Below are 17356 nucleotides of genomic sequence, written 5' to 3' on the forward strand. Positions count from 1 at the left end.
TTTACAACGGGAATTTTTATTGGCAGTCTATGAGGCGAGCAAGCAACTTCAAACAATAGTGCATATCTGGATTCAGATTTATGTCAAAACCCTTTAAACCAAACATCTTTATAGGTTATCATTGGTGATGCTTGGGTTTTTACAACGGGAATTTTTATTGGCAGTCTATGAGGCGAGCAAGCAACTTCAAACAATAGTGCATATCTGGATTCAGATTTATGTCAAAACCCTTTAAACCAAACATCTTTATAGGTTATCATTGGTGGTGCTTGGGTTTTTACAACGGGAATTTTTATTGGCAGTCTATGAGACGAGCAAGTGACTTATCATCTATAAACCAGTATCTGAAATCAAAAGATTATATAACGTTCTTTTAAGAGTTATCTTTATAGATTTTTTAATGGAACTGATTATGGAAGAAACTTTGATTATCATTTTGTCATGGGTTCTATGCATTATAGTGCAAGAGAAATACTGGAAAAATAAACACTCATCCTAGAATAACAATGCAATTGATATATTTATCAATAATCAATATAGGTAGTAAACCTTTACAAGGTGGATGAATTTTTGTCTCACTTGTTTTATGATGAGTTTTTTGTAGAGAAATACTTTTTTATGTTAGGAGGGTCTTTACCGTGTATCACACTCAAGACAATGTGCAATACAATAACCAAGAAAATACTCTTTCCAAAAAGGAATCTTCTCTCCCTACAAAACAAATAACCTTATCAGTTCAGCGTCTTGAACATGGACAAGGTTTAGAGCTTCCTCGCTACGCTACGGCAGGTTCTAGTGGTCTTGATTTACGTGCAGCACTTACAGACAAATTCATCCTTGCTCCTGGAAAACGCGTTCTTATTCCAACAGGGTTAATTTTTCACCTTTTGCCTGGTTATGAGGCACAAATACGCCCCCGCTCTGGTTTAGCCTTAAAGCACGGCATTACATGCTTAAACACTCCAGGAACGATTGACAGCGATTACCGTGGAGAAGTTAAAGTTCTCCTCATCAATTTAGGGCAAGAAGAATTTTCTATTGAGCGCGGAATGCGCATTGCACAAATGGTTATTACAGAAGTTATGCGCGTGAATATTTGCACCATTGAATTGGATCAACAGGACACTGTCCAAACACCAGATAATACAGAGGGTCGTGGCGCGGGTGGTTTTGGCTCAACCGGCCACAATTAACCAAAGAGAAACGGCAAATTTTCTTATGATTGAACGGAGAAAATAGCTTAAATCTAAGCTATAAGCTAAAAACTATTTCACACTCATATCAACGATCGTTGCATCCCTTCAACGATCGTTTTATGCCTCCCACGCATTACTCGTGATCAGCGACGTTCACAGCATGTGTGCTGTTTACGCCCCCCACTTCTAATGACCCATTCGTAGTATGCATGGCATCATCTGTTACCTCTTCTGTTGCGTTCCCTGCCTCATGCTTTTTTGAAGCAACATGAGAAGATGTTTGCAATCCCATGAGACCAACTTTTGTGTATCCAGCAATTCGTACCTGGTTGAGCAAATCCACAACAGTGCCATAATCTATTTCGCTATCGGCCTTAATCAAAATCTTTGTCTCTAGATTTTGGTTTGTCTCCTTAAGCAAAGATTCTGCAAACCTTTCTTGACTCACCAAATGATCACCAACATAAAGAGAACTATCCTTTTGCAAAGTCACATAGACAGGCTCATCAGGCTGCACCACAGCAGGAGCTTTTGTTATAGCAGGTAGTTGAACAGGAATAATGGTTGTTGCCAAAGGTGCAGCAACCATAAAAACGATGAGTAACACCAAAACAACATCAATGAAGGGCGTCACATTGATCTCATTGTGCAGCCCACTGTCATCTGTATCCCAATCATCACTAAAGTTTGCTTTCATTGTTTATAACTTTTCTGCTGCCTGTGCTTATCAAGTTCACGGCTTAAGAGCCTTTCGATAGCAGCAGCGATATCACCTAAGTCATTGCGATAACTACTGAGAGCACGCATAAGACCATTATACATGACAACGGCAGGGATAGCTACAAAAAGTCCGATAGCTGTTGCAAGCAAGGCCTCAGCAATTCCAGGAGCAACTACATCAAGCCGGGTTGTCTGAGATTCAGCGATTCCAATAAAGGCATTCATAATCCCCCACACGGTTGCAAAGAGACCAATAAAAGGAGCAATAGCACCAATGGTTGCCAGAATAGCTACCCCACAAGCAATGCGCCGTGTCGCAGCCAACAAGCAGCGCGACAAAAGTGAATGAACGCGCTCTTTCACGCCTTCATCAAGATTGCGTGCCCCCCCTTCATGATCGATCTTTTCATGGAGCATGGAGCCTTTATGAAAAGCAGCTGGTTCATTCTGTTTTTCAGTGGAATCATCAGTCCCCATAAAATTGATTTGTTGTGTGGAAAGATAAACTTCTCGAAGAACTTCTTTTAGAAAAACCGCACCAGCCCCTTTGCTTTCTTTTAAGCTAGCATCTAAACGCGCAAGAGTTTGTGCATTAAAAATCAATTTGAGATCATAACGCACCTTTCGTTTTGCCAAAAAAACTTCAACAATCTTGACAAAAGTAATCGTCCAAGACACCACCGAAGCAAGGAGCAAAATAACGATAACAGCCTTCACAACCCAATCGGCTGCCATAAACATAGAAAAAGGGGAAAGATCGTGTGCAGAAAACGTCGCAGATACGTTATTTGAGGGTATTGTGTGAGATTCCATTTCATTTCATACCATTGCAATTGACATTCTAAATTTGTTACAGACGTACACCACCCCCCGCGGCATTATTTCCCACAACATCGGTTCCCTATAATGTCACTCTGTGTCCAATTTAAGGAATAAAAATAGTTTTATTTTGTCAAGAGGCTCTTTTAGACAAAACATTCTTAAAAATTTTGAATTTTTCTACTCTAAATAATAGCTCATCCATATAATAGCTCATCCATCTCTTTATGAACCAATACATTCACAAACACCTAATTCTTCAAATAAAATTGAGTTTATTTAAAATATTTCCTCATTGAATAAAATAATGGAACTAAGACAATTATTTAACGTTACAAATCAGTAAAAAGTTTTTTACTTCAATCTAATAAATCAAGAGGGAGAAATATCATCATGGCAAACCATAAAGCTTCAGAAAATGATAAAAAGGCAGAAGAAGAAAAAGACCTACAAACACAATTGAAAAAATTACACAATGAAATTTCAACAATAACTTCATCATTGGCGGATCTTGGTTCAAATAAATTAAATGCGGCCAAAGGTGAAACACAAAAACTGTATAATTCAATGAAAGAAAATGGTGAAGATATGATATCGCAAACAAAAGACAGCCTTAACAACTTTGGAGATGCACTCGACCGATGCGTTCGTAAAAATCCAAGCAAAAGCGTTCTATTTGCAGCGGGCTTCGGCTTTGTTCTCGCTCAATTATTGCGCCGTTAATGAATGCACATGTTTATTGCTCCTCTTTTAGGCCATTTTATCGGTGACGAATTCAAAAGCACCATCAAGCAAATACGCCTTCAAGCGATTAGCTGTGGGATCATAGGAATTTCACTGCTTATGTCTTTGATATTTTTATGCATCATCGGCTTTATCATATTATGTTCAGTCATGGATCCTCTTGCAGCAGCAAGCATAATGTTTTTTATTTGGCTTTTTATTGCCATATTGGGTCTTTTGATTAGCCGAATTCTCAAAGCCTATCAACGCGATTACGAGCAAAAAAAGTTAGAGGAACAACGTCATAAACTTATAACGGACGTAACTCTTTCTGGGATTGGCTTATTAAGCAAACAGCTGCCTTTTACCAAATTGAGCATTCCGCTTCTCGGATTTGCAACATATTTTTTATGGAAAAAGGACAAAAAATACCGCTTGTCAAAATAGGTATTTTTATCGTTCTACTTTATCCCCCCGAAGGTGTTCTTAGCTCCAACTGGAGCTAAGAACACTTTGCTTATCAAAAACTCCATCCCTTATAATGAAGAGATGAATGTTTAAGGATAAAAATTGAGCAACGCCACACCATTGCCTACATCACCGTTAATCGATGTGTCTTGCACAACTATAGGGTAAAAATATTGACACCCCCACACACCATAACCATTTAGAAAACTGCCTACACTCCCATCTAATGAACTATCAATATGCTTTTAAAATGTTTGTTAACCGTAAACACTTTGACCTCCCTTTGCGAAATAAAAACATCCATTCTCTGCAAAGTTTTTTCTTGCAGAAAGACGCTTAATCAGTTAGAAGAAAGGGCACATTATGGTCTTTAGAAGATACATTTTTCGTTTCCTTTTTAGTTTGTTATCTTAAATTTTTAAATATAAACTTGGAACCCTTCTGTTAAAACAGTTGGGTTTTTTTTTGCTATATCGATTCCTTTTATTCTGTATATCGTGCAACTTGTGTCATTGTTTCAAATAATAATCTCACAAAACTGAGAGCTGCGCTTTTTATTTTCTATACCTTTAAAATCCCTGCCTTTTCATCTAAAACCCACATATAAAGACTATGCTATTATGAAAAACATTTAAATTGATATTTGATTCATCTGCATCATCGCTCTGAATATCAAGGAAGACTCCCTGCAATTTGTAACGGCCTTTCCGATTATTTCACTCTTGATCCACATCTTGTTTATGACAAGAGATGCTGCTGGTATTTCAGCGCAGCTTATACACTTTATGCAAAGTATACTGGTTGAGCATTGGAATTCTTTTTGTCTTGTTTTACAAAAGAGTGTAACATCAAAAACAATGAGTTTTTAATCTTATTGGTATTGTGCAAAATTTTCCACATCAACATAAAAAGCAAAGAAACTTAACAAAAGCGGAAAAGAATGAACTTAAACTGTCTTTCATTTTTGGCGTTTGTGGCACTTGAACCAACATAGAATAAACAAAAATTATTCAATTTCAAAATTATAAAAATAATACTTAAAATCTAAATTATCCTATCCTTATTAAGCCATAGCTCTAAATGTTGCTATATAAAGCATATAACAATTGCAAGGTGTCAAAGCACAACGCTTAAACAAAGTCTCCTAGAGGAAGAAAAGCCTTTGCCTATATAAGCTTATACGCTAAAAAATTCTCCTCTTAAATGACGGATCACCTAATCGCGCTTCCTTTTCTAAACATTGCGTTGCTTGATTGGTCTCCATTTTGACTGCATTTTTTTGCAGCACATTTTTATTTTTAATCGAAATATTTTTCAAAATGAAAGCTATCAGCTCATGATGCTTTATTGCAAACTCGCTTTAACTATTCTTCAATGGCAACAACGCCATTCACAATTCAGCCTGTATGGATAAAATATCCAATTGCTTCATTTAAATAAAAACAATCATGATGTTTCCGTAAAAACAATATTTCAAGCAGCATCATGATGTGCGATAACATCAATCATTTCTGTTACAACAGTATCCAGAGTCTCTCGATCATCGCCTTCAGCCATAATGCGAATCACCGGTTCAGTACCAGAAGGACGGATTACCAATCGCGCTTCCTTTCCCAAACATTGCGTTGCTTGATTGATCTCCATTTTGACTGCATTTTTTTGCAGCACATTTTTATTTTTAATCGAAATATTTTTCAAAATTTGTGGCACAGGCTCAAATCTCTTGCACAAATCGCTCATAGAGCTCTGGCTTTTCTGCATACAAGATAAAACCTGTAAGGCAGCCACCAATCCATCTCCAGTTGTTCCAAAATCACTAAGCAAAATATGCCCAGAAGCCTCACCGCCAACATTATATCCCCCCTGCCGCATCGCATCGACAACATAGCGATCACCAACATTCGTCCGAACCAGTTCCAACCCTTTGCTATACAAAAAGCGCTCAAGCCCAAGATTTGACATAATTGTAGCGACAACGCCATTACGTTTTAAGCGTCCTGTTTTGTGCCACTGTTCAGCAATCACAGCAATTACCTGATCACCATCAATGGTTTGTGCTTTCTCATCGACAAGCAAAACACGATCACCATCTCCATCCAGAGCAATTCCCACATCGGCACGCACCTCATGAACTTTTTGTTTTAAAGAAGTTAGATCCGTTGATCCACATTTTTTATTAATATTAAAGCCATTTGGTTCATTATTAATAGCAAAGACTTCAGCTCCCAACTCCCATAAAGCACGCGGTGCGGCTTTATAAGCAGCACCATTTGCGCAATCAACAACGATCCGCAAAGAATCCAAGCAAAAATCGCGTGGCAAAGTCCGTTTAGCATATTCAATATAACGATAAATATCACCCTCGACCCGTTTTGCGCAGCCAATTTCTGTAGAACTGGCTAAATATTTGGAAAGATCTGTATCGATTAATTTTTCAATTTGTATCTCAACTTCATCCGAAAATTTAAAACCGTCTGAACCAAAAAGTTTGATCCCATTATCATAGAAGGGATTATGAGAAGCAGAAATCATCACCCCAATATCAGCGCGCAATGAACGACAAAGCATAGCAACAGCAGGTGTTGGCATAGGACCTAATAAAAAAACTTCCATTCCAGCAGCAGTAAACCCTGAAACTAAAGCATTTTCCAACATATAACCAGATAAACGTGTATCCTTACCAATGACCACACGACGCGACTGACGTTTTGATCTAAAAAAAACCCCTACGGCCATTCCGACTTTCATAGCAAAATCTGGTGTCATTGGAAAAGAATTGGCTTTGCCTCGAATTCCGTCTGTGCCAAAATATTTTTGTGCCATTCTTATTTCCTTTACATACACGACTTTTCTAACATAGCAGATTTTTTCATAATTAAGATCCTTTCAATTTAGTGAAAACATGATATTTGTTCTCCCCGTTAAGACAGGATCAAAGCGCCAAAATCATAAACATCATAAACCGCTCAAACAAATCTCTGTCTCCATAAAGACCACGAGTATCCTATTAGACATATTTTTTTGTTTCATACACTTAATAAATTCTTCTTTGCTTACACCTTATTCATAAAATGAATTTTTATTCTATAAACCTGTAAACATTCCAGCAGGCATATTCCACACTCCGCTACAGAGCATGATTCTCCTTTAACGTATTCTTACTTATGCAAAAACTTCTTTAAAATATATTTTAAAATATATTGAGCTATAACCAAAGGATAAGCTCACAATTTCAGTTTAGTTAAAGGTATAAAAACAGCTCTTCAGATGCTTTTCCCAAAGCAACTCATCATTTATTTTCATACATTTTCGTGAACATTGTTTTAAAGGTACAAGCTTCTTTGCTTGTACCTTTTTAAAAAATCTTGACTCAAAGACTCTTAGAAAGCAGCTATTTTTTTTCATGTTGATGTTCAGCATCAGCGAACTTTTTTTCAGCATTTATATCACTCTCAGAAAGATCTTCTGCTTCGGCTGGATTTTTTGCACTCCGTGTTTTTTTCTCAGTTCCACTAGACTTAGTCTCTTTAGAATCAGAATGACTGGATTTCGTGGTAGCTTTGCCATTTTTCATGCTTATCTTACCAGTCTCTCCTTTATCAGCGGCTGTTTCTTCCCCAGACTCCGCTTTAGTTGCTTTTGTTTTCGGCACAGCTGAACTGCGCACAGGTGCCGTTTCGTCTTTTTGGGTTCGAGAAGGGGGTTTTCCTTCAATGACTTCATTAATTTCAGCACCAGTTAAGGTTTCATATTCCAGCAAACCTTGAGCAAGAGCGAACCATTCTTTCTTTTTTTCTTTCAAAATTTTTGTAGCATGGGCATAAGCACCATCAATAAGCTTGCGGACTTCAGAATCAATCATGCGTGCTGTTTCCTCAGAGACATTTTGCGTCCGTGCAACAGAATGACCTAAGAAAACTTCATCCTGATTATCACCATAAGCAACATTCCCCAGAAGATCAGAAAAGCCCCATCTCGTTATCATTGCTCGTGCTAACTTTGTGGCTTGTTCTATATCTGATGAAGCACCAGATGTGATATTTTCCTTTCCAAATTTTAATTCCTCAGCCACTCTTCCCCCCATCATAATGGCTAGACGAGAAATCATCCACCGATAGCTCATGGAATAACGATCACCTTCTGGCAATTGCATAACCATACCCAAAGCTCTACCCCTTGGTACAATTGTTGCTTTGTGGACAGGATCCGCGACAGGAACATTAAGAGCCACAATAGCATGCCCTGCTTCGTGATATGCGGTCAATTCTTTTTCTTCTTGCGTCATGGCGGTTGATCGGCGTTCAGCCCCCATCATCACTTTATCTTTAGCATCTTCGAATTCTTGCATAGTCACAACTCTTTTATTGCGACTGGCAGCCATGAGAGCGGCTTCATTGACAAGATTCATCAAATCAGCACCCGAAAACCCTGGAGTTCCTCTTGCCAAAACTTTCAAATCGACATTAGGAGCTAAAGGAACATTGCGAACATGAACTTTCAAAATTTGTTCGCGTCCGATAACATCAGGATTTGGCACAACAACTTGGCGATCAAAACGCCCAGGTCTTAATAAAGCAGGATCAAGAACATCGGGACGGTTTGTTGCGGCAATCAAAATGATGCTTTCATTAGGCTCGAATCCATCCATTTCGACAAGCAACTGGTTTAAGGTCTGCTCGCGTTCATCATTTCCCCCTCCCAGTCCTGCACCACGATGGCGTCCAACAGCATCGATTTCATCGATAAAGATAATACAAGGTGCATTTTTCTTAGCCTGTTCAAACATATCCCGCACACGGCTGGCACCAACACCAACAAACATTTCAACAAAGTCAGATCCTGAAATTGTAAAGAACGGCACATTGGCTTCACCGGCAATAGAACGAGCAAGCAAAGTTTTACCGGTTCCTGGAGGACCAACAAGCAAAACACCCCGTGGGATACGGCCACCTAGACGTTGAAATTTTTGCGGTTCACGTAAAAAATCGACAATTTCTTGTAGATCTTGCTTTGCCTCTTCAACGCCAGCAACATCTTGAAAGGTAACACGCCCCTGAGCTTCATTAAGCAATTTTGCTTTTGACTTTCCAAACCCCATAGCACCACGCGACCCACTTTGCATTTGCCGCATGAAAAAAATCCAAACCCCAACGATAATAAGAACGGGAAGCAAAGAAAATAAGAGGTTAAGGAAGATATTATTCCCAGAGCTTTCAGGAATAGCCTTAACATCAACATTTTTGCTTTCCAATTTTTGTACCAAGCCTGGATCTCGTGGCGCATAAGTTGAAATAATTCTATATTCAGCAGTCTGTCCTGTTAACTTTTGACCTTGAATGGTCACAGACTTAATCTCATTATTATCAACTTTTTTCAAAAATTCCGAATAGGATATTTCTCCTCCTCCGGAACGCTGATTATCTCCATTAAAAAGAGAAAACGACACAATCAAAACTAATGCAATAACCCCCCAAATGAGGAGAGAGCGGTAATTAGAATTCATATTAGGTCCATTTAATCACATACAGATTCTTAAACATTTTCCTTAGCATATAACCTTGTCTGTTCCTTGCCAAGATATGAGAAGATCTTTATCATATTTTAAAGCCATTTTTCTTTATCTTTTTATCTCTATATTAAAAAAAGATTCAAGAACATTAAAAAGAGCAGCATCTTCGTATGACAAAAGCCAATTGAAGGGAGCCATAATTCGTTTTATAATAACATTGTGTTTCTGTTGAGAAACGATTTGTTCAGTAAGCTCTGGAATATCGGTTCCTTTATCAGTTGAGATCATCAAAAGCGATTGCAAAGAAGGAAAATGGGGGCGTTCAAAATCAAATATATGGGTTTTGAACAAAGATTTCAAATGTCCCAAATTAGCTGCTCCAATCTTTATGGTATCACACCCATCATTGATAACTTGATAACGCCCATCCCATAAAAAAGTTTTTCCTGGATAAACGACTGCTTCTTTAATGTTTCGAGATTCGCGCCAAAGAGTTATCCCCATTTGGCTATAATCAATGACAGATCCCGCCAAAGTAAAACGCTGTTTTCTGGAGATATAGAGGCATAATTTTTGATCAAGAGCAATTAATTTTTTATAGGGAAGCAAATAAAAGCCTCCCCCCATCAACACCGCAAAGAGCCCAACAACGAAAGGAAAACATGGATGTTTGTGCAAAAAAGGTTCAGGATTTCCAATAAAACAACGGCCATGTTCCACAGAAATATCCAAAGCTAAGATCAAATCGGCAATATTTTTCGTCTGTTGACGACGTTTAAGTACAGCTTCATGAACTTTTTTAGCAATATCAGGAATTTTTTTTTGGTGAAGGGAGTGGCGAACACGAACACGCTCAAAACTAGTATCTTCATTTGTTGGATCATCAATCCAAGTTTTCCCATGAACACGTAAATACGCACGCAATGTTTTACGTTTTACACCAAGGAGAGGACGAATTAAGCGTACTGTTCGGCGTAATAATGCCTCACGCGGGATACAAGATAAACCACGTTCGCACACAAAAAGATGATTCTTTTCTGTGATATTTTCTATCGTTTTTTGAGCCAAAACCTCCTCACACGACCCGTCAAAGAAGGGTTCTTGCAGAGTATCGACATGTCTTTGAATACGCTGATTACGCATCTGATAGGTTTCAACCTGATCATTGAGCGTATGCCCTGTCATGATAAGTGTTGCGCCTTGCTTTTGTGCTTCTTTAAATAAAAGATCATAGCGCGCAACACGCGCTTTTTCAGCGATATGTGTCTTTGGCTTTTTGCCCTCCCAACGTGCAACGATATGCTTAATGTTATAGCTACGACAAATTGCTGCAACATCTTCCGCTTCACGCGCTGATTCTCTACGCAATTTATGATCAACAGTAACAACAATGATCTCTGGAGGAGAAGGCATAGTTCTTAAATGGTCTTTGACCAAAAATAATAAAGCAAGCGAATCACTTCCTCCTGAAACCGCAAGAATCAACTTCTGACACTGAATAAAATCCGATGTTTTAAAGAGATTTTTTGCTAATTTAACAAGCACTGCGAATGATCTCACTCCTTTTAAAGATGTTGACAAAAGACACCTTGCAACATTTTAGAGCTGTTTTATTTATTTGCAAAGAGAATACAATCTATTTTCTTGTGATCAAGACCATCCACATTCGTTGTTAATTTCAGCAGAATCAGAATCTCAAAATCGTAGAGGATCTTTTGTCTACAGACACAGCAATAATATAAGATCAACTCATGATGCTTCCATGATACAGACATTCTTAGCCCAATAAAGCTCCTTCTTAACAAAAAATCTGCTTGAAGCAGTTTTAAAAGTACAAAAGGCTTTTGCAACTTCAGTGTATTTGACAGAAAGAGTAAAATAATGGCCTTTTATCCAATATGTTAGAAAAAGCATAAGGATTTTTATCTTGCTTTGATTCAGCACGACCGCTCTCCTCATACCACGCATTTTCTCTAAAAAGCCTTCAAGAATCATGGGCTGTGCATGAGGAGTCAATGGTTGTGGTTGTTTACAGTGCAATGACTCTTACTCAATATTTTACACCTTAAAAATTTTCATTCAAACAAGCAGAATAATCAGAATCCTTTTCATCAAAAAGCTGGCAAAATTGCTTTTTGAGTATCCTCCAAACCATTATGCTCAAACACCCTTTGTTTATGTCAAAGCATATTCCCACCATAGCCTTTAAACAAAATCTTCTGATTTTCCAAAATCATTTCTCAACTTTAATTCACACCTTAAACAGAGGCAGCTCTGTCTTGAGTAAAAGAGTTTCACCATAAATAGAAAACGGCATAGAGCTCCAAGATGTGGAGCTCTAAACAGATAAGGGAGAACGCACTGTAAAAGCTAATACAAAAATGGCTTTTCAATTTTGCCTTTTACAGATACACACAGTTTTATCCTATCAAAATCTAATTTCGTCATCTGTCTTGACCATTAACATCTTTTTTTAACAATCACTTAAAAGATTAACGAACACGAATTGTCGTAACAGCACGGCGATTTTGGTTCCAACAGGAGGGATCATTACACACTGCAACAGGTCTTTCTTTTCCGTACGAAATTGTGTTCATCCGCTGCGCAGATACACCAAGGGAAATCAAATAATCACGGACAGCAACAGCGCGACGCTGCCCAAGCGCCAAATTATATTCACGTGTACCGCGCTCATCAGCATGACCTTCAATAAGAATGGAATAAAAAGGATAACGAAGCAACCATTCAGCTTGGCGCGCCAAAATACGTTGGGCATCAGGTTCAATAGAAGAAGAATCAAGACTAAAGAAAACACGATCTCCAACATTGACAGTAAAGTACTGTTGTGAATCTTTTTGTACCTGATTTAAATCCGCACTATTCAAAGAGCTACTCACATCAGGCGCAAAATTGGTATGTTTCCTTGCACAACCAGCCAGAGACAGCACAAGAAATAAACCCACCGCTAATGGATGAAAAATAATATTTTTGACAGAGCTCATATACTAATTTCTCCTTATTGTAATATTAAATTGAAGGAGCACATAATTTGATCCTTCAAGAGTTTATTATGAACGGAGGAAATGCGCTCTATTGTTTTTGTCAGCTGCAATTCCACCCCTCAGCTCTTCATGACCAAATGAGTTCGCTGTCCCCATAGTATAAATGTTCTATTTATGCACCATCTTGACGGTTTTTTTGTAGCGCATTCAATTTTGCAAAAACTTTATCAGCATCAAAGTTTTTATTGAAATCTTGTTCATCATCATCATCATTGAGAGAAACATTTTCTGTGACCGACGCAGGGAGTAAAGATCTATCTGCTTCAGCAGAAACAGGATGACTTTTTACAACACGCTGGAGTTCAATATCCAAATCAATTTGTGAACATAAACCAAGCCCTACAGGATCCAAAGGAACCAAATTAGCACTATTCCAATGGGTTCTGTTGCGAATTTGTTCAATAGTTGCTTTTGTCGTTCCAATCAAGCGTGCAATCTGAGCATCTTTTAACTCAGGATGATTAGTCACCAACCATAAAATACCATTTGGGCGATCTTGACGCCGAGAAAGGGGAATATAACGAGCACCCTTGTATTTTTTTTCAGGGATATGAACTCTTGATTCTGAAATTTTCAAGCGGGCAGTTTTATCAGCCTCTACCCGTGCAATCTCACCACGCGTCAACTGTCCAGAACTAATTGGATCTAGACCTTTAATACCATAAGCAGCTTCACCATCTGCAATAGCTTTTACTTCCAATACATGCAATTTACAAAACTCTGCAATTTGCTCAAAAGAAAGTGCGGTATTATCAACTAACCAAACAGCTGTAGCTTTGGGCATCAAAAGTTGCGTTGCCATCTCTATAATATCCTTTTATTTACCTTTATTAAAAGACAGGTTATTACCCACTTTAAGCTTTGGGGTATTTTCTCTTATATGTCAGGTATGTCAGGCTCTCTTCCCCCGCTCCCAATAAAGCGAGAAATAAACCACTTTTGCATAAATCACACTTCTTATAACGTGATTTTTGATTGACGACAAGACACCTCATCTTAATGATCCTTAAGTATCTTTACCTTTAGTATGAATTTTTTTATAAGGAGTCATTTTATCCATTCAAATTAGAATGGCGACGCATTGATTGGTATATTTATTCCGTCGCAAGATTTAACCGCCTAAAATTGAGGGAAATGCCCCCAAACTGAAAGGAAAGCCATGGCAGGCCATTCACAATTTAAAAATATTATGCACCGTAAAGGGCGCCAAGATGCAATGCGCTCGAAAATATTTTCTAAGCTTGCACGCGAAATTACAGTTGCAGCCAAACAAGGCTCTCCTGATCCGACCATGAATCCACGTCTCAGGCTCGCTATACAAAACGCTAAGGCACAATCTATGCCAAAAGACAATATTGAACGAGCTATTAAAAAAGCTTCAGGTAATGATGTCGAGAATTATGATGAGGTGCGCTATGAAGGATATGGACCTGGAGGCGTTGCAGTCATTGTCGAAGCACTCACAGACAATCGAAATCGCACAGCTTCAAACGTCCGAGCGGCCTTCACCAAATCAGGTGGCTCGCTGGGAGAAACAGGTTCGGTGAGCTTCATGTTTAATCGCATTGGTGAGATAATCTATAAACTCGATGCCGGCACAACTGACAGCATTATGAATGCAGCAATTGAAGCAAGTGCTGAAGATGTCCAATCAGAAGAAGATGGACACCATATTATCTGTGCGTTTGAAAATATTGGTGAAGTCTCAAAAACACTTGAAGAAAAACTTGGTGAAGCAGAATCAATCAAAACTGTTTGGAAAGCCAGCACTCTTGCCCCCGTGGATGAAGAAAAGGCTCTCTCGATTTTACGCCTGATTTCGACATTAGAAGAAGACGATGACGTGCAAAATGTTTATTCCAATTTTGATGTCAGTGATGAGATTTTAGCAAAACTATCTGCATAAATCCGTCCATCTACTCAATTTTGGTGGATATATCAGCGCGCATAATCTTGTTATATCTTCCGCAAAAGCACCCTTTAATAAATTTTACTGCTTTTGATTTTTCTTCAATAAATCCATAAATACCCCGCCTAAAAGCGGGGTATTTAATTTATTTTCGAACTCCCAAACATTTTTAATAAAAGCTTGAAATGTAAAGACCCTCAATCCTACCTATCTAGAAAATTTGCATCCTGTACAATAAGTCATACCCTGCAATGCCATTTATCATAACCGCTGTAAATCTGGCTAAATATTCAATTAAATCTGTTGCAAAAGAATACACACGACTGCTTTGAGATAAGCCCTGTATATTTTTTAATTTTATTGAGCAACTCACCTTTTACTTCCTGCAGAAAAAACTACTTCTTACTGAGCAGTGGCGACCATGCTGGATCAGAGGCATCATGGGGTGTAGGTAATTGACGCTCATTGCGCCCAGTAATATCAATCGTATAAATTTTAGGCCCCATGCCTGGATCCTGACGAAAAAACATTAATACGCGACCATTGGGAGCCCAAGTTGGTCCCTCATTGTGAAAACCCGTGGTTAAAATCCGTTCTCCCAAACCATTAGGATGCATAACACCAATGGAAAATTGTCCATCTGCCTGTTTTGTGAAAGCGATATAATCACCACGCGGAGACCAAATAGGTGTGGAATAACTGTTCTCACCTGAAGAAATGCGCTGGATATTACTACCATCTGCATTCATCGTGTAGATTTGTTGCTTTCCACTACGATCCGATGAAAAAACGATTTTTGTTCCATCTGGAGAATAAGAAGCGGATGTATCAATAGCTGAAGTCGTTGTGAGCCGTGTCATCGTACGCGTACGTAAATCCATGGTATAAAGATTGGCACTGCCATTATGTTGTAACAAGCTCATAATCACTTTTTGTCCATCAGGAGAAAAACGCGGAGCAATTGTCATATTATTAAAAGTTCCAATCAATTCCCTTTGTCCAACTTCAATTTGCTGAAGATAAACATGAGGCATTTTATGGCTTCCATAAGCCATATAAGTAATTTCTTGCCGCTTAGGCGAAAAGCGTGGCGTAAGAACCAATTCACGACCATCAGAAACATAGACCAAATTTGCTCCATCCTGATCCATAATCGCTAAGCGTTTAACACGAGCATTTTTAGGCCCTGTTTCATCTATAAAAACAATTCTCGTATCAAAATAACCACTTTCCCCTGTCATTTTACTATAGATCTCATCTGCAATCATATGAGCAACACGCCGCCAGCGTTCTGTGGCTGTATAAAAGCGTCGTCCTTTAAGTTGTCGATTCCCAAAGACATCCCATAAACGAAAATCTACTCTCAATCGCCCATCCGTCTCTCTGATAACTTGCCCCGTCACCAAACCATGTATACCTATTTTTTGCCACTCAGAAAAATGCGGTTCACTGTTTATATCGGGGGTATTTTCAGAAAAAGACGCTTTATCAATTGGTAAAAAAAGTCCTGATCGTTCAAGATCCGCTGTCACAACAGCAGCTATTTTTACTCCCAGAGAATCTTTGGAAATAAAATCCATAATTGCAATTGGAATCGGATTAAAATCAGCATTAGAAATGACGCCTTTCAGTTGTGCATGCGCAGATGAAAAACTTGAAAACCACAAACATGCGGAGATCATAAACCAAGAAAAAAATGTACGTCTTATCATAGCCATAATGGAAGATACCCTTTATATTGAAAAGAAAATATATCTACACCTCATTGGATTACTCTTGCAGAGGATCAACATTAAAATCAAAACCTTGCCCCCACAAATCATATTGATCACGTGGAAGATCTGCATAAGGTTGGCATAAAAAAACAGCCGCAGACACCTGCCTCATCATAATATCTTGCTGACTCTTCTCACCACTGAGTGGATCAATAACTGGATTTCCTATAACCATTCCTTCACGATTTAGGTAAAATCGTAAACGCACAATTGGACGATTTTTTAAATCTCCGCCAAGGGCAACAAGTTTAAGTTTTTTCTGAATACACGTACCGGCAATATTAACCAATGTTTGTGCCATCTTATCACGGTTACCGATATTTTTTCGCCCACCAAAAGCTTCTGGTTCGCTAGAGCGCTTTGCCCCACCTCCTTGCGTACGTGCATAATTGAGCAGATTTTTTTCTTCTATTGCTAAAATATCCTCAATTTTCTGTCCAACCGTTTGCTGACTTTGTTTTTTTGCAGCATGCATATCTTTGGTTGCGGATTGTTTAACGGCTTTAGGTTTGAGCTTTGGGAGAGGAGACTTTTCCGGCAACTTAATTTTTGTATCTTGTTGGCGTGCTGAAGTTTGCTCTGCAGAATCTTTTTTCACTGGTTTTACCGTTAAAGTTGGCTTTTTTTGTAATATCACCTCTTCATTTTTGAGCATTTTGTGAAGCGTCTCAGGAAGCGCTTCTGTTGTCTCTCTTTTAGTAACCTCGTGTGAATCTTCTAAAAATGCTTCTGGAGCGGACTCTTCAATAACTTCTTGTGGGACTTCTGAAAATGCCTCTGACGTAGCCTTCTCAATAGCTTCTTGTGGCGCTTCTGAAAATACCTCTGGCGTAGCCTCTTCAATAACTTCTTGTGGAGCTTCTGAAAATGCCTCTGGCAGAGCCTTCTCAACAGCTTCTTGTGAAGCTTCTGAAAATGCCTCTGGTGTAACGTTTTCAACAGTCTCTTGTGGAGCTTCTGGGGATGCCTCTGGTGTAACCTTTTCAACAGTCTCTTGTGGAGCTTCTGGGGATGCCTCTGGCGTGACCTCTTCAACAGTCTCTTGTGAAGCTTCTGGGGGTGCCTCTGGCGTGACCTCTTCAACAGTCTCTTGTGGAGCTTCTAGGGGTGCCTCTGGCGTGACCTCTTCAACAGTCTCTTGTGGAGCTTCTAGGGGTGCCTCTGGCGTGACCTCT

13 protein-coding genes are annotated in these 17356 nt (G+C 38.8%); 4 read left to right on the forward strand and 9 right to left on the reverse strand.

Annotated elements, in window-relative coordinates; all coding sequences use genetic code 11:
- Positions 1-638: 638 nt before the first annotated feature.
- The gene (gene dut, locus WCP78_RS00280) at positions 639-1193 is read left to right on the forward strand and encodes a dUTP diphosphatase (RefSeq protein WP_336278520.1); all 555 of its coding nucleotides are present in this window, start codon (positions 639-641) and stop codon (positions 1191-1193) included.
- Positions 1194-1329: 136 nt separating this feature from the next.
- On the opposite strand, the gene WCP78_RS00285 is transcribed toward dut, so the two are convergent.
- Together WCP78_RS00285 and WCP78_RS00290 are read right to left on the reverse strand one after the other, a co-directional pair.
- A complete protein-coding gene (locus WCP78_RS00285; RefSeq protein WP_336278521.1) occupies positions 1330-1893 on the reverse strand; it encodes a biopolymer transporter ExbD in 564 nt (187 codons plus the stop codon).
- The gene (locus WCP78_RS00290) at positions 1890-2729 is read right to left on the reverse strand and encodes a MotA/TolQ/ExbB proton channel family protein (RefSeq protein WP_336278522.1); all 840 of its coding nucleotides are present in this window, start codon (positions 2727-2729) and stop codon (positions 1890-1892) included. Before WCP78_RS00290 ends, WCP78_RS00285 begins: the two co-directional genes overlap by 4 nt.
- 399 nt (positions 2730-3128) lie before the next feature.
- On the opposite strand from WCP78_RS00290, the gene WCP78_RS00295 reads away from it, so the two are divergent.
- Positions 3129-3458, forward strand: coding sequence for an ElaB/YgaM/YqjD family protein (locus WCP78_RS00295; RefSeq protein ID WP_336278523.1), 330 nt, complete (start codon positions 3129-3131; stop codon positions 3456-3458).
- 3 nt (positions 3459-3461) lie between these two features.
- Positions 3462-3905 (forward strand): hypothetical protein, encoded by a 444-nt coding sequence (locus WCP78_RS00300; protein ID WP_336278524.1) that lies wholly within the window; start codon positions 3462-3464, stop codon positions 3903-3905.
- A 1494-nt stretch (positions 3906-5399) separates the two neighbouring features.
- Here the strand turns inward: WCP78_RS00300 and glmM are convergent.
- The 5 genes from glmM to WCP78_RS00325 form a co-directional block, all read right to left on the reverse strand.
- On the reverse strand, positions 5400-6749 hold the full coding sequence (glmM, locus tag WCP78_RS00305; protein ID WP_336278525.1) for a phosphoglucosamine mutase: 1350 nt from the start codon (positions 6747-6749) through the stop codon (positions 5400-5402).
- A 568-nt stretch (positions 6750-7317) separates the two neighbouring features.
- Positions 7318-9429: an ATP-dependent zinc metalloprotease FtsH gene (gene ftsH / locus WCP78_RS00310; RefSeq protein WP_336278526.1), complete on the reverse strand. Its 2112-nt coding sequence runs from the start codon at positions 9427-9429 to the stop codon at positions 7318-7320.
- A 114-nt stretch (positions 9430-9543) separates the two neighbouring features.
- Complete coding sequence (gene tilS / locus WCP78_RS00315; protein WP_336278527.1) at positions 9544-10980, reverse strand: tRNA lysidine(34) synthetase TilS; 1437 nt, start codon at positions 10978-10980, stop codon at positions 9544-9546.
- 947 nt (positions 10981-11927) lie between these two features.
- The gene (gene pal, locus WCP78_RS00320; protein ID WP_336278528.1) at positions 11928-12437 is read right to left on the reverse strand and encodes a peptidoglycan-associated lipoprotein Pal; all 510 of its coding nucleotides are present in this window, start codon (positions 12435-12437) and stop codon (positions 11928-11930) included.
- A gap of 172 nt (positions 12438-12609) precedes the next feature.
- Positions 12610-13299 (reverse strand): DUF1013 domain-containing protein, encoded by a 690-nt coding sequence (locus WCP78_RS00325; protein WP_336278529.1) that lies wholly within the window; start codon positions 13297-13299, stop codon positions 12610-12612.
- Positions 13300-13656: 357 nt separating this feature from the next.
- Between WCP78_RS00325 and WCP78_RS00330 the strand changes: the two genes are divergently transcribed.
- Positions 13657-14403: a YebC/PmpR family DNA-binding transcriptional regulator gene (locus WCP78_RS00330; protein WP_336278530.1), complete on the forward strand. Its 747-nt coding sequence runs from the start codon at positions 13657-13659 to the stop codon at positions 14401-14403.
- A gap of 398 nt (positions 14404-14801) precedes the next feature.
- Here the strand turns inward: WCP78_RS00330 and tolB are convergent, their stop codons facing one another.
- Together tolB and tolA are read right to left on the reverse strand one after the other, a co-directional pair.
- Positions 14802-16124 (reverse strand): Tol-Pal system beta propeller repeat protein TolB, encoded by a 1323-nt coding sequence (gene tolB, locus WCP78_RS00335; protein ID WP_336278531.1) that lies wholly within the window; start codon positions 16122-16124, stop codon positions 14802-14804.
- A 52-nt stretch (positions 16125-16176) separates the two neighbouring features.
- On the reverse strand, positions 16177-17356 hold a 1180-nt coding region (gene tolA, locus WCP78_RS00340; RefSeq protein ID WP_336278532.1), incomplete at its 5' end, for a cell envelope integrity protein TolA.

Source organism: Bartonella occidentalis (assembly GCF_037070875.1).
Taxonomy (GTDB): Bacteria; Pseudomonadota; Alphaproteobacteria; order Rhizobiales; family Rhizobiaceae; genus Bartonella.